Source organism: Hylemonella sp. P2_B10, assembly GCF_056404875.1.
Map to the genome: position 1 here is coordinate 132,732 of NZ_JBFUDE010000005.1, position 20,762 is coordinate 153,493.

The following is a 20,762-nucleotide window of genomic DNA, read 5'->3' on the forward strand; positions in this document are numbered from 1 at the left end:
GCGCCGGAACGCCAAAACCTGCCGGCCATGGCCATGCGACGGCGGCCGCCAGGTCCGCCCTTGGCGTGCAAGACTTCGCGCGCGCCGCTATGCTTGCGCATTCATTTCAAGGAGACAACCCATGAAGCCACGCCTGACCGCCGCCGATTTTGACCAGGAACTGCTGATCCTGTTTGACGCCTATGTGCACGGCACGATAGACCGGCGCGGCTTCCTGGACAGAGCCAGCAAATTCGCCGTGGGTGGCATGACGGCCGCCGGCCTGCTGGCCGCCCTGAGCCCGGACTTCGCCAACGCCCAGCAGGTGGCACCCACCGACGCACGCCTGAAGGCTGAATACATCACCTACCCCTCGCCCAACGGCAGCGGCACGGTCAAGGGCTACCTGGCGCGGCCGGCCAACGCCAGTGGCAAGCTGCCCGGCATTTTGGTGGTGCACGAGAACCGGGGCCTGAACCCGCACATCGAAGACATCACACGCCGCCTGGCGCTGGACAATTTCGTCGCCTTCGCGCCCGACGCCTTGACGCCGCTGGGCGGCTATCCGGGAGACGAGGACAAGGCCCGCGAAGCGTTCGGCAAGCTGGACCAGGCGAAGACGCGCGAGGACTTCATCACCGCCGCCAGCGTGCTGAAGAGCCGTCCCGAATGCACCGGCAAGATTGGCGCAGTGGGCTTTTGCTATGGCGGCGGCATGGTGCACTTCCTGAGCACCAAACTGCCGGACCTGGCCGCCGGCGTGCCGTTCTACGGCAACCTGCCGGCCCCGGAGGCGGCGGCGTCGGTGAAGGCGCCGCTGCTGATCAACTTCGCGGCGGTGGACGAGCGCATCAACGCCGCCTGGCCCGGCTACGAGGCAGCGTTGAAAGCTGCTGGCGTGCGCTACACCGCCTACACCTACCCCGGCACGCAGCACGGTTTCAACAACGACACCACGCCGCGCTACGACGCCGCCGCTGCCAAGCTGGCCTGGGACCGCACGTTGGCGTTCTTCAACCAGAACCTGCGGACCTGAATGTGGCCCCCACGCTCGTCACTTCGTGTACTCGCTGCCCCCCAAGGGGGCCGCGGTCTGCTTGGGGCGGCCCGGCACAGACCCGGCGCTAACGCGCCCCAGAAACGTTGCGGGACACGCATTCTTTCGAATGGGTGTCCCGCGGAATTGGCGCCGGTAGCATCACGTCATAAGGGCCCATTGAAGCTTTGCTTGCCAAGGATGATCGCCTCGGCACCGACATGATTCCAATGTAACTTCGTGTAAAAAGCGGTCAACGCTGCAAGCGGCAAAAAATCACGCTTTCAGACCTGAGTGAAACCGTTCACCCGCCCTTCCGTGAAATAAATCACAACATGACCACGTCCCCCAAGACACCGGCCTTGGCCGCCGGCCTGTTTGCCCATGAGTCCGACGGCCAGCCACGTTGCCACTGGTGCCAGGCCACCGATGGCTACCGCCACTACCACGACAACGAATGGGGTTTCCCGGTGGACGATGATCGGCGCCTGTTCGAGAAGATCTGCCTGGAAGGCTTCCAGTCGGGCCTGAGCTGGCTGACCATCCTGAACAAGCGCGAGGCCTTCCGCGCCGGCTTCGCGCAGTTCGACATGGCCAAGGTGGCGCGCTTCGATGAGCATGATGTGCAGCGCCTGCTGGCTGACGCCGGCATCGTGCGCCATGCCGGCAAGATCCGGTCCACCATCAACAACGCACAGCGCGCGCTGGAGCTGCGCAAGGAGTTCGGTTCGCTGGCTGCCTACTTCTGGCGCTACGAGACCCCCGCTGCGGACCGTCCCAAGCGCATGACGCAGGAGGCGCTGCGCGCCATGCCCAGCACCGCCGCCTCCACCGCGCTGTCCAAGGATTTGAAGAAGCGCGGCTGGAGCTTTGTCGGCCCCACCACCGTCTACGCCTTCATGCAGGCCATGGGCCTGGTCAACGACCACCTGGAGGGCTGTACGGTGCGTGAAGCGGCGCTGAAGCGGCGCGCGGCATTCAAGCCACCCGTACCCACGTCCAAGGGCACCAAACCCGCCAAGGCCTGAGCGGGCTCACGGCGCGGTTCAGACGAACAGGCGCTCCTGCAGGAAGGCGATGAACACCGCCGTCTTGCGCGCCAGCCAGGGCCGCGCCGGGTACACCGCATAGATGGGCTGGCCGGGGCGCAGGCTGTAGCCTGGCAGCAGTTCCACCAGCACGCCGCTGGCCAGTTCACCGGTCACCATCAGCCGGTCGATCGACATCACGCCACCCCCGGCGCAGGCGGTGGCCACCATGGACAGGCCGTCGTTGAATTGCAGGCGGCCTTTGGCCTTGACGGGCGTGGTGACGCCGTCGCGGCTGAGCTGCCAATCGTCAAACACCCGGCCGCCACTGGTGTACAGCAAGCAGTCATGGTTCAGCAAGTCTTGCGGCACCTGTGGCGTGCCGGCACGCGCCAGGTAGCTGGGCGCGGCCACCAGCACGCGCGCGTTGTCGGCCAGCTTGCGCGCCACCAGGCTGGAGTCTTCCAGGTGCGACACGCGTATGGCCACGTCGATGTGCTCGGCGATCAGGTCCACCAGCCGGTCCTCCACCTGCAGCACCACGTCCACCTGCGGGTAGCGCTGGGTGAACGCCACCAGCAGCGGCCCCAGGCCGCGCTGTCCTATGGGCGCCGGACAGGTGACGCGCAGGCGCCCGCGCACCTCCTGCTGGTACTGGCCCGCCAGTTGCTCGATGTTGGCCAGCGCCTGGTCGATGTGGTGGGCCTGGGCCAGCACCAGTTCGCCGATTTCGGTCAGCGTCAGGCGCCGGGTGGAGCGCTGGATCAGCCTGGCGCCCAGGTCGGCCTCCAGCCGGGCCAACTGGCGCGACAGCACCGACTTGCCGCAGCCCATCTGCAGGGCTGCCTTGCTGATGCTGCCGGCCTGCACGATGGCGGAGAAAACGGCCAGGCGTTGGGGGTTCATGCCCACTATCTAAACCTGTCGTTGCAAATTAGTCAACAGTCATGTTCATGATTGGTGACTATTCAGCAAACAAATGCCTCCCTAAACTTCGCTCCCATCTGTTCAACAACTTTTTTGGAGCAAACCACCATGAGCAACACCACCGCCGTCAATCACCAATTCCGCCTCGCCGCCCGCCCTGTGGGTGCCGTCAAGGCCAGCGATTGGCAACGCACCGAGGAACCGGTGCGCGACCTGGCCGACGGCGAGGTGCTGGTGCAGCTGCACTACCTGTCGCTGGACCCGGCCATGCGCGGCTGGATGAACGCCAGCAAGGCCTCCTACATCCCGCCGGTGGAGCTGGGCGACGTGATGCGCGCGCTGGCCGTGGGCAAGGTGGTCGCCTCCAAGAACCCGAAGTTCGCCGTTGGCGACCACGTGACCGGCCTGCTGGGTGTGCAGCAATACGCCTACTCCACCGGCCAGGGCCTGACCAAGGTGGACCCGAAACTGGCGCCGCTGCCCACCTACCTGGGCACGCTGGGCATGCCGGGGTTGACGGCCTATTTCGGCCTGCTGGAGGTGGGCCAACCCAAGGCCGGCGACACCGTGGTGGTGTCAGGCGCCGCCGGTGCGGTGGGCGCGGTGGTGGGGCAGATCGCCAAGATCAAGGGAGCCCGCGTGGTGGGCATTGCCGGCGGCGCCGACAAGTGCCGCTACCTGGTGGATGAACTGGGCTTTGACGCCGCCATTGACTACAAGAGCGAAAACGTGGCCGAGGCGCTGGCCAAACATGCACCGCAGGGCGTCAACGTGTTCTTCGACAACGTGGGTGGCGACATCCTGGACGCGGTGTTGACAAGGCTGGCGCGCGGCGCGCGCATCGTCATCTGCGGCGCCATCTCGCAGTACAACAACACCGTGCCGGTCAAGGGCCCGGCCAACTACCTGTCGCTGCTGGTGCAGCGCGCCACCATGACCGGCATCGTGGTGTCGGACTACTACGACCGCGCGATGGAGGCCGCCATGGTGATGGGCGGCTGGCTGGCCTCGGGCAAGCTGAAGGCGCGCGAAGACGTGGTGGACGGCATTGACGCCTTCCCGCGCGCCTTTGACATGCTGTTTTCCGGCGCCAACAACGGCAAGCTGGTGTTGAAAGTCGCCTGACCCAGCGCGGCTCTACTGCGGTCAAGGGCCGCATCCCATCCGGACCACAGTGCGCCGCCACGCGCCTGTGGTTTTTTTGCATGCGCGCGATTGACGCTGGGCGGCTCTGCGCTCACAATCCGCTTCCTTCATCGTGGCACTTTTTTTTCGCCGCGCACCACCCACCTCAACGCAAGGAGACTGCCATGACCGCACGCCACACCGCTCCTTCCCCGCTGCTGCCGATTGCCGCCTGACGGCAGGCCTGCTTGCATGGGCCGGCGCTCTTGTTTCACAAGGGCGCAGGTTGAGGTTGAGGAATTTCACTGATAGCTGAGGCATTGGCTCGCCCACTTCCCTGTTGATCAACAACAGGCCCAGGCGTGCAAACCCGGCCGCTTTTCCTCCACCGGTTTTCGCTCTCCAGCAGTCCTGCTGCCACTGACGGCCGCCTGGCGCGGCTCGGGCATTCCTTTGCCCGCGACTTCACCACCGAATGACCGCCTGCCCTCATGGTGCCGGCGCACCCGTACGTACCTGAGTCCTTTTGACACACAGATTTTCTTATCGAAATGAACAACTTCCATTTCTCTACTTTTGAACAACTGCAACCCCTGGGCCTGACCCCCGCCATGGCCCTGCACGTCGCCCGGCACGATAACCTCGTCGCCACCGACATTGCGCACACGCTGGCGCGGGTGACCGAGGTACACCGCGACGCCGTCACCGTGCATGACGGCCAGGCTGCGCACATGGCGCGCAGCCGCCCGCGCCTGCTGCAGCGCCTGCAACTGGACGGCACCGCCCTGGCCGTGGGCGACTGGGTGTTTGCCAGCCAGCTCGACGATGGCAGCCATTGGGTGGAGGCCCTCGTGCCCCCACTCACCCACATCGCCCGGCGCGACGGCGACGGCAGTCGCCATGCGGTGGCCAGCAATGTGGACACCGCGCTGCTGGCGATGGGGCTGGACCTGGACTTCAACCCGCAACGGCTGGAGCGCTACCTGGCCTTGGCCAAGGGCGCCGGCGTGCAACCTGTGCTGGTGCTGACCAAGGCCGATGTGCTGAGCGCCAGCGATGGTGAGGGCGCGGTGGCCGAACTGGTGGCGCTGCTGCGCCGGCGCGTGGGTACGGCACTGGACATGCTGGCGGTGGATGCACGCGCCGGCAGCACCGCGCAGGCACTGTCGCCCTATTTGAGCCGCGGCCAGACGCTGGTGCTGCTGGGCTCGTCCGGCGCGGGAAAAAGCACGCTGACCAACACCCTGCTGGGCGCTGACGTGCAGGACACCGGCGGCGTGCGCGAGCACGACAGCCGCGGCAAGCACACCACCACGTCACGCTCGCTGCACCGCCTGCCCGGCGGCGCCTGCCTGATCGACACGCCCGGTGTGCGCACACTGCAGGCCGACGTCAGTCCCGAACTGCTGGACAGCCTGTTCGACGACGTGACGGCACTGGCCCCGCAATGCCGCTTCCGCGACTGCCGGCACCAGGATGAGCCCGGCTGCGCGGTGGTTGACGCGGTGCCACCCGAGCGATTGCGCAACTACCACAAGCTGTTGCGCGAGGCTGGCCGCGACAGCCAGACGCCACTGCAACGGCGCGCGCAGCTGGCGATGTGGAAGACCCTGCACCGCGAAGCGCGGCAGCGGATGGATCAGAAAAAAGGAAACTGCTGATGAGGGGCAACCGGGAGGACCTCTTTCAAGCCACCTCCACCTCACCGTCCAGCGCCAGCACCAGATCGGCCACCATGCCGCGCATTTCGGCGGTGGCGATGCTGACGTCGGTGTCGAAGCCGTCGTCCTTGCCGGCGCGCGTGCCTTCGAACACCACGTCCAGAAAGTCCACCTTCTTGATCTGCAGGCCTTCGGTCAGCAGGAAGGACACGCGGTCGTTCCAGGTCAACGCCAGCTTGGTGGGCACCTTGCCGGCCTCGATGTGCTGGCGCACCTCGTCGGTGTCCAGCGGGTGGCGCGAATAGCGCACCACCGCCTTGGATTCGTCGCTGGCCTTGAGCTCGCATTCGCGATCCACGCTGAAGCCGGCCGGCGCCTCCTGGCTGCTGAGCCAGCCTGCCATGGCCACGGCGGGCGAGGTCTTGGTGTTGACCAGCGTCAGCGTCAGTCCGTCCAGCGACTGGATCAAGGCGGTCACCACCTCGTCGCCCTTGGCCTGGCTGGCGGCGTCCACCATCAGCAGGCGCGCCTGGGGATCAATCCACACGGTCACCGTGCCCTGCTTGGTGAAAGCCATGGGCAGCAAGTCCAGCTTGATCTCGTCCTTCAGGTCGCGGGTCTCCTTCTTGCCCGGCTTGCGCCCGGTGGCGGCCTCGATCTGCACCACCCGCTCCTTGACCTTGCGGTTGACGACGCCGGTGGGCACGCCCTTGACCTCGATCAGCAGCTTGAGCATCAACTGCCCGTCCACAACCTCCACCAGCGGCCCATGTTCTTCGCCACGCGGCTCCACCCAGCCGACCGACTTTTCCTGCGAGGCGCCGCAGGGGTGAAAGCGCTGGCGGTCCAGGCCTTCTTCCACTTGCGCCCGGGTGGGCGCCCAACCGGGCGCGATTCTGTACACGATCACATTCTTGAACACGTATTACCTTCTAGAAAAATGGGAGAGGACATCCGACGAAGTGTTGAGGACAGAGCTGGCCCGCTGCGCGGCCTGCAGTCTGTCCCGCAACGTCTCAGAATTTCAGAGTTTGGGGATGCGGATGCGGCTGATCATCAACGAGCCGGAGACGGCGAACAGCAGCACCAGCGGGTGCAGCCGGAAATTGCCCAGCCACACCACGCCGAACCACAGCTGCGTGCCAATCGCGCCCTGCCACACCGCAAACGCCAGCACCATGACCAGCAGCAGCGAGGTGGGGATGGGTGTGCCTTCAAAGTACTTGACTTTGTCGCCACCCTCGGACAGCGCCTCGGCGGTGACGTTGTAGCGCGCCAGCCGCGACACGCCGCAGGCGACAAAAAACAGCAGCACCATGCGGTCGAACAAGCCCTGCATGCCGCAGCCATAGGCGATGGCGGCCGGCGCCACGCCAAACGAGATGACGTCGGCCAGCGAATCCAGTTCGCGGCCCATGGCCGAGGTTTTCTGGCGCCAGCGGGCGACGCGACCATCCATGATGTCGAAAAACAGCGCGCAGGGGATCAGCCCGCAGGCGAAGTACAGGTGCGCGACCTCGTTGTTCTGCAGGTAGGTCATCACCGCGAACAGCGCACCCACGCCGCAAAATGCATTGCCCAGCGTGATCCAGTCCGCCAGATGGAACTCGCGAATCATGGAAAACGGTTTAGGTTTTGGTGGGGTCATGGTGAGGTGGTGACAGCAGTCAGCGCCAATGGTACGGGATCAGGGCCTGTTAACTCTATTTTCGCAAGTGCGAATGGGGTTAAAACAGCGCCAATCAAGGCGCGCGACGACGGCCAGACTGGCCGTCTGGCCTAGGAGTGCAACGCGGAGTGGCGCTGTTTTAACCCCATTCCCTTCGGGTTGCGGCCAAAAAGGCCATGGGCCGCGTTGCGAAGCCTTACCGGAGGAATACTCCGGCTGCGTTTCGCGCCTTGCCCATGACCTTTTTGATCCGCAACGCATCTTGCAAAAATAGAGTTAACAGGCCCTCAGGGGCTTTTCCACGAATACCCTGTGCAAAAACGCAGGTAAGGTACAATAAGGGCTCGGTACAGTTGAACGCTTCCGCTGTTTCAGAGGCGCCACCAGTTTTTGCGACGATGGCACCCTCCCCCCACGGTGGTTTCACGCCGGGCCTGCGCCCGTTGCGTCCCGCCCATCTGGATTCCGCGCAGGTGGCCCCATTGGGCACCACCGGAATCGCGACCGAACAGGGGTCGACCTGTCTTCAGGCCGTTTTCACATAACAAAAACAAGCCCCAGGCATATTCAGGCCACGGGGCGTAGACAAATTCAATGACTGACAACAACAAGAACAACCCCATCGCCGTAGGCCGTTACACGGTCACGCCGCTGGTGAAACAACTGGAAGACGGGCGCTATGCCGCGTCCGTCTCCGTGCGATCGGGCCGGGGCAGCGGCATGCACGACCGTGTGCTGCGCTTCACTGAACTGTTTGGCAACGCCGGCGCCGCCATGCGCTACGCCACAGAACAGGGCCTGCTGTGGATCAGCGGCCGCCACGCACCCCCGATGGCAACACCATAGGTCTTGCCCAATGGGCAAGCAATGAGCAAAATTCTCAAATCAACCGAAAGAGAGAACGATGGCCAAGGAAGAACTGATTGAAATGCAAGGCGTGGTGACCGATGTGTTGCCGGATTCACGCTTTCGCGTCACGCTGGAAAACGGCCATGAGTTGGTGGCCTACACCGGGGGCAAGATGCGCAAAAACCACATTCGCATCCTGGCGGGGGATAAAGTGTCGTTGGAGTTGTCGCCCTATGACCTGAGCAAGGGGCGCATCATGTTCCGCCATATCGCGGGCCGCCCGCCGATGACGCCGCGGCATTGATCAACAGGGCCCAGCGACTGCTGGGCCTTTATACGCTCACCACTCGCCGATTTCGCGCACGCGCTGATCAAGATCGCGGGTGTCGTTCGCCGGTGAGTAGATGCGCGCAGGCTGGGCCGGGGCCTCGCTGCGCGGTGTGCCTGTGGTGATGCGCTCAAAAAAAGCGCGTACCCCGGCCGGCCGGGGCTTGCTGGGTTGGGTAACGGCTTTGTGCGGACGCATGGTGGTTCTCCGATTGGATGACCCCAGTCTATCGACGCACTCAAAATATGCGTGTGACATAACGCACACTTTCAATAAGAAACTTACCTTTTGTAGCAGTGTTGCTACTGTGGCGCCACGCTAGCCGTGGGCTACCCGTGACCTTTGGGGGAGTCAGCTCTGGCGGCTCTGCGCAAAGCGCACGTACCAATCCAGACAGCCCGGGTTGGCCATGGCGTCCTTGTTGACCACTTTCTCCAGTGGCTGACCCAGCAGCAGTTTCTTGATAGGAAGCTCCTGCTTCTTGCCCGACAGCGTGCGCGGAATTTCGGCCACCTGGAACACGTCGTTAGGAACGAAGCGCGGTGACAACGCCGTCTTGATGGCATTGGCGATGCGTGCGCTCAGCGCCTGGTCCAGCACCACGCCATCGCGCAACACCACAAAGAGGGGCATGTAGCTCTCGCGACCCAGGTACTCCAGGTCCACCACCAGGGAGTCCAACACCTCGGGCAGCGCCTCCACCGCGCTGTACAGCTCGCTGGTGCCCATGCGCAGGCCGTGGCGGTTGATGGTGGCGTCCGAGCGGCCGTAGATGACGCAGCCGCCGTCCAGCCCCACCTTCAGCCAGTCGCCATGGCGCCAGACGCCGGGGTACATGTCGAAGTAGCTGGACAGGTAGCGCTTGTCGCCCTCGTCGCCCCAGAAATACAGCGGCATGGACGGCAGCGGCTGCACGCAGACCAACTCGCCCACCTCGCCGATCACGGGTTGGCCCTGCTCGTTCCACGCCTGTACCGCGCAGCCCAGCAAGCGGCATTGCATCTGCCCGGGCACCTGCGGCAACTCGCGGTTGCCGCCGATGAAGGCGCCGGCAAAGTCCGTCCCGCCTGAAATATTGCACCACCAGATGTCTTCCTGGTGGGGCCCGCTGGCAAGCGCACGGAATTGCGCTGTGGCCCACTTCTGCGTGTCCTCACTCAGCGGCGAACCGGTGGTGCCCAGCGCCCGCACGGCCGACAGGTCGCCGCAGGTGGACAGATCCAGCCCCGATTTCATGCAGTTGGCGAAGAAAGCGGCGCCAGCGCCAAAGAAGGTGACACCCAGTTCAGCGGCAAAGCGCCACAGCGTGCCCCAGTCCGGCGGCTGCTTGTTGCCGCTGGCGTCCACCGTCTTGCCGCCGGGGTTGCCATCAAAGATGCAGCAGGTGGTGCCGTTGAGCAGGCCGCTGGCCTGGGCGTTCCACATCACCCAGCCGGTGGAGCTGTACCAGTGGTAACGCTCGCCCCAGCTGTTGGGCTGGTAGCTGCAGCCGATGTCGTTGTGCAGGATCTTCAGCGCCAGCGCCACGATCAGCGTGCCGCCGTGGCCGTGCACGATGGGCTTGGGCAGGCCGGTGGTGCCACTGGAGTAGACGATCCACAGCGGGTGGTTGAAAGGCAGCCACAACGGCTCGAAGGCCGCCGTCTGGGCGTCGTCGCGTGCCACGGCCTGGCTGAAGGCGGCGCTGCTGGCGGCAATGCCGGCTGGCGCCGTGGCGTGTGCGTCCAGGTTGCCGTGCAGCACCACATGGCGCACGCTGGGCAGCGCGGCGCACAGCTCGGCCACCACGCCCAGGCGGTCGAAGTCCTTGCCGCCGTAGCTGACGCCGTCCACCGCGATCAGCAGCTTGGGCTCAATCTGCTTGAAACGGTCCAGCACGGCTGCGGTACCCATGTCGGGCGCGCACACGCTCCACACGCCACCGACGCTGACCGTGGCCAGGAAGGCCACGATGGTCTGCGCAATGTTGGGCATGTAGGCGGCCACCCGGTCCCCCGGTTGCAGCCCCTGCGCACGCAGGTGCAGCGCCAGCGAGGCCACCTGGCGGCGCAACTCGGGCCAGCTGAGCTCCTGCTTCTCACCTTTCTCGTTGCGACCGAGGATGGCGGCAAAACCGGCTTCATCGGCCGGCTGGACATGGCGGAACACCTGGTGCACATAGTTGGTCTGGGCGCCGGGAAACCACTGTGCGCCGGGCATGTCGGCGCGCGCCAGCACGGCACTGTGCGGCGTGGGGCTTTGGAGGTCGAAGTAATCCCAGATGCTTTGCCAAAAGGCCGGCAGGTCGGTGGTGGACCATTGCCACAGCGCGTCGTAGCTGGCGAAGGACAGGCCACGCGCGCTCGCAAGCCAATCCTGGTACAGACGGATCTGGGGCACGAAGGGGGGCCGGGCGGCGGCGTCGGCAGAACTGGCAGGGGAAGGGGCTTGTCTCGGGTTCATTGTCATTGTGGCCGGCATGATGGCACAGGCCAGTGTGCCGGGCAGACGCGCAGTTGACAAGGCAAGCACATGTAAATGCCTATAGTGGCGCCATACCTGTACCGCCATTGGAGCTATCCGCATGAGCATCTGGAAGATCCCCCTCACGATCGAAGGCCTGACCGCCATACAAGCCGACACCGCCGTCGGCCACCTGGGCATTGAATTCCTGGAGGTGGGAGACGACTACCTGACGGCCCGCATCCCCGTCAACAAGACCACGCAGCAGCCCTATGGCCTGTTGCACGGCGGCATGTCGGTGGTGCTGGCCGAGACGCTGGGCTCCTGCGGTGCGGCCGGTGCGGTGCCGCCGGACTACAAGGTGGTGGGCCTGGACATCAACGCCAACCACTTGAAAGGCGTGACCAGCGGCTGGGTCACCGGCACTGCGCGACCGGTGCACATTGGCCGCACCACCCAGGTGTGGCAGATCGACATGCGCAATGACGCCGGTGAAATGACCTGCGTATCACGCATCACCATGGCCGTCTTGGCACCGCGCTGAATACCTCCACGGCCCTACCCTGGCGGATCGTGGGTCTTGGCGCGGGCGTCGTAGAACTTGTCCATGCGCTCCCGGTTGCGGGTCACGTAGTCTGCCGGCAACCAAGGCGTGAAGCTGTTGCGGTAGACGGGGCTGGTGGCGGCCTGGCGAATGGCGGCATCGATGTCGCGGATCACACGGCGACCCCAGGCATTGCGGGTGCAGGCGACATAGCTGACCGGCCAGTCGCGCGACTCGGTCAGCGACACCACCTCCAGCCCCGGCTGGCGCGGGTTCAGGGTGCCGTGGTAACGCGCCACCATGGGGTACTCCAGCGTGTAGTCAAAGCGGCCCACTGCCAGCAGGTTCAGCAGCGAACCGGTGGTGGGCACGATCTCGCGCGGCACCGCCTGGCCGTGCGCCGCCAGCACCTTGTCCAGCGCCGGCCCATAGGAGCGCCCAGCCTCCAGCCGGCCCTTGAGGGCCGGGTTGCGCAGCAGGTCGGCCAGCGAGATTTCCGCACCGGCGATGGCCGCCTTGGCCTGCCTGGACACCACCAGGCCCACCGGCGGCACGGCGATGGCGGCGGAAAAGATCGCCACACGTTCACGCTCTGGCGTCTTGAACCAGGCGGCATCGCACAGGTTCCCGCCCTGCTCGAAGGTTTGCACCAGCCGCTGACGGTTCAGCAGCCTGAACTCATGCTTGTAGCCACCCATGCGCTGGATGATCTCAGCCAGCGCGCGGTCCAGGGCGCCGTCACCCAGCTCGGCGGCCGTGGCGGGCGCCTTGCCGTCGCGCAGCAGGGTCAAGGGCGGCCAATCGATCATCGACCAGGTGATGGTGTGTTCGGCGTCCTGCCCCCGCGCTGCCGGCAACAGAGCCAGCAATGCCAGGCAGGGCAGCAGGCGCTTGGCGACGCGCTGGCGCAGGGTCTTGCGGGTCCACATGGGGAAAATCCTGTCTGGCGGTGCTTGCAGCCGGTTCTGGCCGGGGTCCGGGTGTCAGGCGAGGCGCCTCATTGCTCGAAGCCGCTGATGTACTGCCCCGTGGAGTGGTAGTCCACGATGGTCTGGCGGACAGCGCCGCAATCGCCCAGGCAATCCACCAGCTGGCCGGCTTCTTTGTCGCCGTACAGGGTGATCAGCAGGTTGATGCCCATCACGTCGCCACTGCCCGTGGCGGCAGCATGCAGCGCGGCACGGCGCATGCAGCGCTGGTAGCCGGCGGTGGCCTTGGCGTCGCCCGGGGCGGCCTGGCCGGCCTCGGCAGAGCCGTTGGCCAACTCTGACAACCCCTCCTTCAGCCGGGGCAGGTCCACCTGGCAGGCTTCGAAGGCCTTTTTCACGCTCTGCGTGTCCAACAGGCACAGCGCGATGTGCTCCAGCGTGACAAAAGCCTGCCGCCGCCCATTGGCGTAGGCATGGGCCTTGTACAAGGCTGTCTGCAGTTCAGGAGCGATGGCCGCCATGCGATGCGGGTCAAAAGCGAGAGTGCTTCATCATATCGCCAGCCGGGCGGCTTGCGGAGGGTTTTTGCTACAGCGCCGCCGGCACATAACCCGGCCCGCGCAGCGCCGCGCCGGGCCGCTCGCCAGTGTGGCGGCCTTCATCCACCACCAGCACGCCGTTGACCAGCACATGGCTGATGCCGGCGGAAAACTGGTGCGGGTTGTCGAAGGTAGCCTTGTCTGCGATGGTCGCCGGATCGAACACCACGATGTCGGCCGCATAGCCGGGGCGCAGCAGGCCGCGGTCCTTCAGCTGGAAGCGCTGCGCCGCCAGCGAAGTCATGCGCCGCACCGCCTCTTCCAGCGGCATCACGCGTTCCTCGCGCACGTACTTGCCCAGCACACGGGCATTGGTGCCGTAGCTGCGCGGGTGCGGCACGCCTTGGCCGTTTTGCACGCCACCGTCGGCACCCACCATGTTGAAGGGGTAGCGCATGATGAAGCGCACGTCGTCCTCGCTCATGCCGTGGTAGACCATCTGGGCGCCGCCAGCGCTCATCAGCTCCAGCAGGGTCTCGATTTCGGCCTCCATGCTGGCAGGCCGCCCCTTGAGCCGGTTGACCTCGGACAGGTTCTTGCCGTTGAGTGCCGGATCCGCCGCATGGCGCGCCACCACCGCATAGCTGAAGTTCGGCCGCTGATTCTTGCGGGCGTTATCCAGGATTTCCTGCGCAATGCGGCGATGCTGGGCCGGGTCGGCCAGGCGCTGGCGAATGTCCTTGTCGCCGCCCTCCACCGCCCAGTCCGGCAACATCACGCTCAAGGAAGTGCTGCTGGCGGTATACGGGTACTGGTCTATGGTGACGTCCAGCCCCTGGGCGCGGGCATTCTCCACCATCGCCAGGGTTTCCTTGGAGCGGCCCCAGTTGACCGGTGCACTGACCTTGAAGTGCGAGATCTGCACCGGCATGTGCGCTGCGCGGCCCACCTGCAGCGCCTCGTTGATGGCCTCCACCACCTTGCGGCCCTCGTCGCGGATGTGCGAGGCATACAGGCCGTCGTGCCGGGCCGCCGCCTTGGCCAGGCCCACCACTTCGTCGGTGTTGCTGTACAAGCCGGGCAGGTAGATCAGCCCGGTGGACAGGCCCACGGCGCCCTCGCGCATGGCCTGCTCCACCAGCGCCTCCATCTGGCGTTGCTCGGCCGGCTCGGCAAAGCGGTTGACACTGCCCATCACCTGCTTGCGCACGGTGTTGTGCCCGACCAGCGAGGCCACGTTGATGGACACGTGGTCCGTTTCGACACGGTGCAGAAAATCGCGCAGGTTGTCGGCCGAGCCACCGCAGTTGCCGGTGATGACGGAGGTGACGCCGTCGTGCACGTAATTGCGCGCCTCGGGGCTGGTGAACAGGTTTTGCTCGACGTGCGCGTGCACGTCGATGAAGCCCGGCGCCACCACCTGGCCCTTGGCGTCCAGGCTGCGCCTGGTCGGGTAGCTGCCCAATTTGCCCACGGCCACGATGCGCCCGCCGCGCACCGCCACATCGGCCAGGAACCAGGGGTTACCGCTGCCATCCACCACGCGCCCGTTGCGTATCAGCAGGTCGGCGGGCGGCAGGCTGGCCGGCGCGGGCGCTTGTGCGAAGGCCACGCCGGCCAAGGCCAGCAGCGCGGACAGGCGGGTCAGGTTTTTCCAGACGGGCATCTCAGCGTTCCTTTGTGCGGCCTCAAGGCGCCTGCTCACCCAGCACCACCGCCTCGTAGGCGTGCAGCGACGGCGCGCCACCGGTGTGCAGGAACAAGACGTTTTCGCCCTTCTTGAAATAGCCCTGGCGCGTCAGGCCAATCAGGCCGGCCATGATCTTGCCGGTGTACACCGGGTCCAGCAGGATGCCCTCGGTGCGGGCCAGCAGTTGCACCGCCTCCACCATGGCGGCGTTGGGCACCGAGTACTTGGGGCGCCACCAGTCGCCAAAGCTGACCACCGCTTCGGGCGGGATCTTCATACCAAGGCCCAGCAGATCGGCCACGGCCTGGGCTTCCTTCAGCACCAGCGGGTTCTGGTCCACCGGGTCGCGGCTGACGCCAATGCCCACGAGCGGGATGTTGATGCGGTTGCCCAGAAACCCGGCCAGCAGGCCGCCGTGGGTGCCTGAGCTGCCCGAGCCCACCACCAGCTTGTCGATCTGCACCCCCTGCTCAAAGAACTGCTGCTGCAGCTCCTGCGCACAGGCCACATAACCCAGGCCGCCAATGGCATTCGACCCACCGCCGGGGATGATGTAGCCCTTGCGTCCTTCCTTGGCCAGGTCATCGGCCACCTTCTGCATGGCCTGCAACATGTTGCTGCCACCGGGTACCACGGTGATGGCCTCCACGCCCAACAGCTTGAACATGAAGTTGTTGCCGCTGGCTTTCGGGTCGTAGCTGTTGGCCACCCGCTCCTCGATGACGAAGCGGCACTTCAGCCCCTCCCGCACCGCCGCTGCCAGCGTGATGCGGCAGTGGTTGCTTTGCGGCGCACCGCAGGTGACCAGCGTGTCGGCGCCCTGGGCCAGCGCGTCGGCAGCCAGGAATTCCAGTTTGCGCGTCTTGTTGCCACCGGGCGTCAGGCCCAGCATGTCGTCGCGCTTGATCCACACATTGGGGCCGCCCAGGGCCTTGGTGAAGTTGGGCAAAAACTCCAGCGGCGTCGCGCCCTGGGTGTAACGGCGGCGGGGGAAACGGCTCAAATCCATGTCGTGTCTCTCAGCTCTCTTGGTTTGAAATCAGTGGAATCGGCTTCAAGGGGTGTTGCTGTCCTGCGCCTGCGCCAGGCGCTCGCTTTTCCAGTACACATCATCCCCACTGCTGCCATCGGCGCGGTAGCGGTTCAGCACCCGCGCCAGCACAAACATCAGGTCGCTGAGGCGGTTCAGGTATTGGCGCGGGGTGTCGCGCAGCACTTCGGGTGGCGCCATCGCCGCGCCGGATTCGCCCAGCGCCACCACCGCCCGCTCGGCGCGCCGTGCCACGGTGCGACACACATGGGCCTGCGAGGCGGCACGGGTGCCGGCCGGCAGGATAAATTCCTGCAAACGCGGCAGTTGCTCGTTGTAGGTGGCCAGCGCCTCGTCCAGATCCAGCACAGCCTGGGCTTTGAGCAACTCAAACCCGGGGATGGACAGCTCGCCGCCCAGGTTGAACAGCTGGTGCTGGATGTCCACCAGCAGCTCGCGCACGCTGACCGGCATGTCCTCGCACAGCAGCAGGCCGATGTGCGAGTTCAGTTCGTCCACTTCGCCCATGGCGTGCACGCGCAGGTTGTTTTTGGACACCCGGGTGTTGTCCCCCAGGCCCGTGGTGCCGTTGTCGCCGGTGCGGGTGGCGATTTGCGTCAGGCGTTGTCCCATTTCAATGTCTCCTCTGCGTTGGCTATTGTCGCCCAGGGGGCGGGTTCACGCAGGTCGCCTGTTTGCTGCCGACGCTCGCTGATACCCGTGGCTTGATTCGCTGGCTGCCGACGCCGCTGGGGCGCGTGACTCCGCGGATGTCCTCCGGGCCTTCGGCCCTCCCCCTTGATTCCGCTCCGCCACACGCCCCAGCGACATCGGGTCTATTGGCACGTTGAGCGCTAAAAACCGGTGTACCAGCCACGTTCGMAAGATCAKGTCGATGCGGCACTCGGCGCAGCGGCATCAAGGAGGAGGCCGCAGGCCGGGGGACAGCCGCGGAGCCGAGTACCGCGTCGGCCTGATCCTCGCAGACCACATTGACTCAATCGCTTGCATAAAGTCGTAAACTGGCAGACCACAGGAGACAAGACCATGAACGCTCCCACCGCCATGCAGCACCTGCTGCCTGCCGTCAATGCCCGTGAGGTGCCCGGCGCCATGCTGGACGCACTGAAAACCCGCTTTGGCGACCGCTGCTCCACCGCCCTGGTGGTGCGCGAGCAGCATGGGCGCGACGAATCGTCGTTTGCCGCACCGCCGCCCGCCGCCGTGGTGTTTGCCGAAAGCACCGCCGATGTGGTGGACGCGGTGAAGCTGGCGGCGCAGTTCGAGGTGCCCGTCATTCCCTTTGGCGTCGGCTCGTCGCTGGAAGGGCATTTGCTGGCGGTGCAAGGCGGCATCAGCATCGATGTCAGCCGCATGAACAAGATACTGGCGGTCAACGCCGAGGACCTGACGGTGACGGTGCAGCCCGGCGTGACGCGCAAGCAGCTGAACGAAGAGATTCGCAGCACCGGCCTGTTTTTCCCGATCGACCCGGGCGCCGATGCGTCCATAGGCGGCATGTCGGCCACGCGCGCCAGCGGCACCAACGCTGTGCGCTACGGCACCATGCGCGAGAACGTGTTGGCGCTGGAAGTGGTGACGGCCAGCGGCGAGGTGATACGCACCGGCACGCGGGCCAAGAAGTCCAGCGCCGGCTACGACCTCACCCGCCTGATGGTGGGCAGCGAGGGCACGCTGGGCGTGTTGACCGAGGTCACCGTCAAACTGTACCCGCTGCCCGAGGCCATTTCGGCCGCCGTCTGCTCCTTTCCCAGCATCGAGGCTGCCGTGCGCACCACGATACAGATCATCCAGCTGGGCATACCCATCGCCCGCGTGGAGTTGATAGACCACAACACCGTGCGCATGGTCAATGCCCATTCCAAGCTGACCCTGCGCGAAGAGCCGCTGCTGCTGATGGAGTTTCACGGCTCGCCGGCCAGCGTGAAGGAACAGGCGGAAAGCGTGCAGGAGATTGCCAGCGAATTCGGTGGCAATGCCTTTGAGTGGGCCACCACGCCGGAGGAGCGCACAAGGCTGTGGACGGCGCGGCACAACGCGTACTTCGCCGCCATCCAGTCACGCGCCGGCTGCCGCGCCATTTCCACCGACACCTGCGTGCCGATCTCGCGCCTGGCCGACTGCCTGCTGGACTCGGTGACCGAAGCGGACGCCAGCGGCATCCCCTACTTCCTGGTGGGCCATGTGGGCGACGGCAATTTCCACTTCGGCTACCTGATCGACCCCAACATTCCCGCAGAGCGCGAGACGGCCGAGAAGCTGAATGTGCAACTGGTCACGCGCGCATTGGCGCTGGGTGGCACCTGCACCGGCGAACACGGTGTAGGCCTGCACAAAATGGACTTTCTGGTGTCCGAGACCGGCGACGGCGCGGTGGCCATGATGCGTGCCATCAAGCGCGCGCTGGACCCGAAGAACATCATGAACCCGGGGAAGATTTTCAAAGCCTGAGACATTGCGGGTCAGACCATCACGCAGTGGTGCTCTGACCCCAACACTTCGTAGCTGTCCGGCTGTTCGCCGCAACTACTGAGGCACCGCCGGCAGCAAACGCACAAAAAATCCCACCACCTTGCCCTCCAGCGCCGGTACCTGCCGCTGGCGGTCAAAGCCCGCCGGATCACCCACCAACGCCGCCATGGTCCCCGACAGATCCGGCGGCATGGGCGACAGCAACGCACCGTGGCCGCCATCGGGCAGGTCCATCAACCACTCGCAACGCGGCTGGCAAGCCTGCAGCACCGGGTCGCTGTGGAAGCGCGGTTGCAGCCACGCATCCTGCCGCGCCGTCGCCAGCGCCAGCGGCACCTTTGGGCTAGCCAGTGACGCCATGTCGAAGTCAGCCGCGAACGGCACCCCAGCCACCACGGCGGCGATGCGCGGGTCGGTGTGCTGGTACCAGGTGTCATCCTTCATGAACCAGCGGGCGTGCCACAGCACCAGGGTCTGCTTCGTGCTGTCCAGCCAGCCGCCAGACAGGCGCATGCTGTTGCCGGCACAGGTCTGAAAATCGTCGACGATGTGGGCCTCGCAGTGCCTCAGGTACTGCGCCGGCGACCAGCGCCCGCCAGCCAGCGTCAGCGCCGTGTGGCCACCGGCCGACATGCCGTACATGCCCACCTTGTCCAGCGCCAGCAGCGGCGCAAAGCGCGCGTCTGCCGCCACCGCGTCAATGGCACGCGACACCTCGGCCGGGCGGCGCCTCCAGCTGCGCGGGCCGGCGTCAACAGCGTCCTTGTTGTTGTCGTTCAGATGCTGGGGCATGGCGACGACAAAACCGGCCTGCACCAGCGCGCGTGCCATGTCAGCGTGCACCCAGGGCGAGCCGCCGGAACCGTGCGAGATGACGATCAGCCGGCCATTGCCGCGCTGCGGCGCGCCCTGCCAAGCCAGCGGCAGCGTGACGCCCATGCGCTGCACACCGGTTGCAGGGCTGCTGCTGGGGTAAAACAGCGTGACCGCGCCGTCGTCGGGCGTGGTGCCGGGGATTTCTGCCAGGCCAACTTCGACAGCTTGCGCGGCAGTGTTGAGGCAGAAGACCAGCGCCAGCAGCGCACGTACCGCCTTTCTGTTGATCAAGTAGGGCATGCCTGCGTCCTAGGCGTTGGCCGAGGCTGGAGCCAACGTTGCCGTGCTCTTGCCGGCGGTGCGCACGCTGCTGCTGTCCCCGCGACCACCCTCCTCCACCTTGCCCAAGCCAAACAGCGGCCGCAGCCAGCGCACGCGGCGCACGATTTCCACACCGGCGAAGCTTAAGCTCAGCGTCAGCACCACCAGGATGACACCTTCGATGGCCGGCGACAGCTTCACCACTTTCAACGCATGGGCCATCACCACGATCAGCGTCTGGTGCAGGATGTAGACCGGGAACACCGCCTGCGTCAGGTAGCGGCGCACCGGGCCGTCCGACTGCAGGTGCCGGTGCGCAAAGCCACAGGCGGCCAGCATCGCCGTCCATTGCAGCAGCGCATACACCACGCGCTGCACGTCACGCACCATGTCCTTGATGTCGGCAGCAATGACCGTCTCCGGCAACGAGAAATAAACGATGAGAAAGGCCCAGCAGGCGGCGGCCGTGCCCAGGCTGCGCCAGCGCATGGCATCCAGCCGGGCCCAGAAAGCCTGTTGCCGCGCCAGCAGCGCACCAAACAGGAACAGCGGCAGGTAATGGGCGTGGTTGTACCAGTCGCCCACCAACGCGTGGGTGGAGGGGAAGCGGCTCAGCAGCGCCACCCGGGCCACCGCCAGCACCGCCACCGGCAACAGCACGATCTTCCATCCGTTGAGCCACTGGCCCAGTGCATCGGACCAGGCCAGGAAACGCTCGCGGCCCAGCGCCGCAAAAACGCCGCCCAACAGCAGCGTGTACACCCACAGGTAGGCCACGAACCACAGGTGGTTCCAGGTCGGCAGATCCAGGCACTTGCCGTCCTTGCCGCAAAAGCCGTGGTAGGCATGCAGGTACAAGCCCATGAAGTCGCCGTAGCTGCCGCCGTAGCCCAGTTTTTCTATCACTTCCATGTAGGGCTGCGGCGGCACGATGACCAGCATGCCGAACACCAGCGGCAGCAGCAGGCGCCAGCTGCGCTGGCGCAGGAAACTGCTCGTAGCCAGCTTGCCGAGCATGAAGGAAGAGGCCACGCCGGAGATCAGGAACAGCAGGCCCAGGCGCCAGGGCGAGGTCAGCATCATCAAAGGCTCGATGACATCGCTGGCGGCCGGGCTTTTGACATGCCAGTCCCAGGTGACGTAGTACATGCCCACGTGGTACAGGATCAGCAGCAGGAAAGCGATGATGCGCACCCAGTCCAGAAAGACCAGGCGGTTGCCGGTGGACGGCGCGTTGGGAGCAAGGACAGTGGGCGTGTGCATGGTGAAGGCAAACCGGAAGAATTGAACCTGGTCGCAGCTTAGGCCGGCCATTCGCGCCGGGCCAGCGCTATGTGGCAAGCCGGGCGCAGGCTG

The 20,762-nt window shown here is 65.6% G+C and carries 20 protein-coding genes; 8 read left to right on the plus strand and 12 right to left on the minus strand.

Annotated elements, in window-relative coordinates:
• The first annotated feature begins 121 nt into the window (after window positions 1–121).
• On the plus strand, window positions 122–1,015 hold the full coding sequence (locus AC1DX2_RS21770) for a dienelactone hydrolase family protein (protein ID WP_477198512.1): 894 nt from the start codon (window positions 122–124) through the stop codon (window positions 1,013–1,015).
• Between the two features lie 335 nt (window positions 1,016–1,350).
• A complete protein-coding gene (locus AC1DX2_RS21775; RefSeq protein ID WP_477198513.1) occupies window positions 1,351–2,043 on the plus strand; it encodes a DNA-3-methyladenine glycosylase I in 693 nt (230 codons plus the stop codon).
• Window positions 2,044–2,061: 18 nt separating this feature from the next.
• On the opposite strand, the gene AC1DX2_RS21780 is transcribed toward AC1DX2_RS21775, so the two are convergent.
• Window positions 2,062–2,949, minus strand: coding sequence for a LysR family transcriptional regulator (locus AC1DX2_RS21780; protein WP_477198514.1), 888 nt, complete (start codon window positions 2,947–2,949; stop codon window positions 2,062–2,064).
• Between the two features lie 129 nt (window positions 2,950–3,078).
• Here AC1DX2_RS21780 and AC1DX2_RS21785 point away from each other — a divergent pair, with 129 nt between their 5' ends.
• A complete protein-coding gene (locus AC1DX2_RS21785; RefSeq protein ID WP_477198515.1) occupies window positions 3,079–4,095 on the plus strand; it encodes an NADP-dependent oxidoreductase in 1,017 nt (338 codons plus the stop codon).
• A 551-nt stretch (window positions 4,096–4,646) separates the two neighbouring features.
• The gene (rsgA, locus tag AC1DX2_RS21790; RefSeq protein WP_477198516.1) at window positions 4,647–5,756 is read left to right on the plus strand and encodes a ribosome small subunit-dependent GTPase A; all 1,110 of its coding nucleotides are present in this window, start codon (window positions 4,647–4,649) and stop codon (window positions 5,754–5,756) included.
• A 25-nt stretch (window positions 5,757–5,781) separates the two neighbouring features.
• On the opposite strand, the gene AC1DX2_RS21795 is transcribed toward rsgA, so the two are convergent.
• On the minus strand, window positions 5,782–6,678 hold the full coding sequence (locus AC1DX2_RS21795; protein WP_477198517.1) for a recombination-associated protein RdgC: 897 nt from the start codon (window positions 6,676–6,678) through the stop codon (window positions 5,782–5,784).
• Window positions 6,679–6,780: 102 nt separating this feature from the next.
• Window positions 6,781–7,404, minus strand: a complete 624-nt coding sequence (gene pssA, locus AC1DX2_RS21800) for a CDP-diacylglycerol--serine O-phosphatidyltransferase (protein WP_477198518.1) — start codon at window positions 7,402–7,404, stop codon at window positions 6,781–6,783.
• Between the two features lie 615 nt (window positions 7,405–8,019).
• On the opposite strand from pssA, the gene AC1DX2_RS21805 reads away from it, so the two are divergent.
• Together AC1DX2_RS21805 and infA are read left to right on the plus strand one after the other, a co-directional pair.
• On the plus strand, window positions 8,020–8,271 hold the full coding sequence (locus tag AC1DX2_RS21805) for a hypothetical protein (RefSeq protein WP_477198519.1): 252 nt from the start codon (window positions 8,020–8,022) through the stop codon (window positions 8,269–8,271).
• A gap of 58 nt (window positions 8,272–8,329) precedes the next feature.
• On the plus strand, window positions 8,330–8,578 hold the full coding sequence (gene infA, locus AC1DX2_RS21810; protein ID WP_477198520.1) for a translation initiation factor IF-1: 249 nt from the start codon (window positions 8,330–8,332) through the stop codon (window positions 8,576–8,578).
• Window positions 8,579–8,614: 36 nt separating this feature from the next.
• On the opposite strand, the gene AC1DX2_RS21815 is transcribed toward infA, so the two are convergent.
• Window positions 8,615–8,800 carry a hypothetical protein gene (locus AC1DX2_RS21815; RefSeq protein ID WP_477198521.1) on the minus strand — a complete coding sequence of 62 codons (186 nt, stop codon included), beginning with the start codon at window positions 8,798–8,800 and terminating at the stop codon, window positions 8,615–8,617.
• A 153-nt stretch (window positions 8,801–8,953) separates the two neighbouring features.
• Complete coding sequence (locus tag AC1DX2_RS21820; RefSeq protein WP_477198522.1) at window positions 8,954–11,044, minus strand: acetoacetate--CoA ligase; 2,091 nt, start codon at window positions 11,042–11,044, stop codon at window positions 8,954–8,956.
• 121 nt (window positions 11,045–11,165) lie between these two features.
• On the opposite strand from AC1DX2_RS21820, the gene AC1DX2_RS21825 reads away from it, so the two are divergent.
• On the plus strand, window positions 11,166–11,588 hold the full coding sequence (locus AC1DX2_RS21825) for a hotdog fold thioesterase (protein WP_477198523.1): 423 nt from the start codon (window positions 11,166–11,168) through the stop codon (window positions 11,586–11,588).
• Window positions 11,589–11,602: 14 nt separating this feature from the next.
• On the opposite strand, the gene AC1DX2_RS21830 is transcribed toward AC1DX2_RS21825, so the two are convergent.
• The 5 genes from AC1DX2_RS21830 to AC1DX2_RS21850 all read right to left on the minus strand — a co-directional run bounded on the left by AC1DX2_RS21830 (window position 11,603) and on the right by AC1DX2_RS21850 (window position 16,409).
• Window positions 11,603–12,517, minus strand: coding sequence for a TIGR02285 family protein (locus tag AC1DX2_RS21830; RefSeq protein WP_477198524.1), 915 nt, complete (start codon window positions 12,515–12,517; stop codon window positions 11,603–11,605).
• Window positions 12,518–12,585: 68 nt separating this feature from the next.
• The gene (locus AC1DX2_RS21835) at window positions 12,586–13,038 is read right to left on the minus strand and encodes a Clp protease N-terminal domain-containing protein (protein WP_477198525.1); all 453 of its coding nucleotides are present in this window, start codon (window positions 13,036–13,038) and stop codon (window positions 12,586–12,588) included.
• 67 nt (window positions 13,039–13,105) lie between these two features.
• Complete coding sequence (locus tag AC1DX2_RS21840) at window positions 13,106–14,722, minus strand: N-acyl-D-amino-acid deacylase family protein (RefSeq protein WP_477198526.1); 1,617 nt, start codon at window positions 14,720–14,722, stop codon at window positions 13,106–13,108.
• A 22-nt stretch (window positions 14,723–14,744) separates the two neighbouring features.
• On the minus strand, window positions 14,745–15,755 hold the full coding sequence (gene cuyA, locus AC1DX2_RS21845) for a D-cysteate sulfo-lyase (protein ID WP_477198527.1): 1,011 nt from the start codon (window positions 15,753–15,755) through the stop codon (window positions 14,745–14,747).
• Window positions 15,756–15,800: 45 nt separating this feature from the next.
• Entirely contained in the window at window positions 15,801–16,409 is a 609-nt protein-coding gene (locus AC1DX2_RS21850; protein WP_477198528.1) for a cob(I)yrinic acid a,c-diamide adenosyltransferase, read from the minus strand.
• Between the two features lie 414 nt (window positions 16,410–16,823).
• Between AC1DX2_RS21850 and AC1DX2_RS21855 the strand changes: the two genes are divergently transcribed.
• Window positions 16,824–18,248 carry an FAD-binding oxidoreductase gene (locus tag AC1DX2_RS21855; RefSeq protein WP_477198529.1) on the plus strand — a complete coding sequence of 475 codons (1,425 nt, stop codon included), beginning with the start codon at window positions 16,824–16,826 and terminating at the stop codon, window positions 18,246–18,248.
• A gap of 75 nt (window positions 18,249–18,323) precedes the next feature.
• Here AC1DX2_RS21855 and AC1DX2_RS21860 read toward each other — a convergent pair whose 3' ends face one another.
• A complete protein-coding gene (locus AC1DX2_RS21860; protein ID WP_477198530.1) occupies window positions 18,324–19,385 on the minus strand; it encodes an alpha/beta hydrolase family protein in 1,062 nt (353 codons plus the stop codon).
• 9 nt (window positions 19,386–19,394) lie between these two features.
• The gene (locus tag AC1DX2_RS21865) at window positions 19,395–20,669 is read right to left on the minus strand and encodes an acyltransferase family protein (protein WP_477198531.1); all 1,275 of its coding nucleotides are present in this window, start codon (window positions 20,667–20,669) and stop codon (window positions 19,395–19,397) included.
• Window positions 20,670–20,762 lie beyond the last annotated feature (93 nt).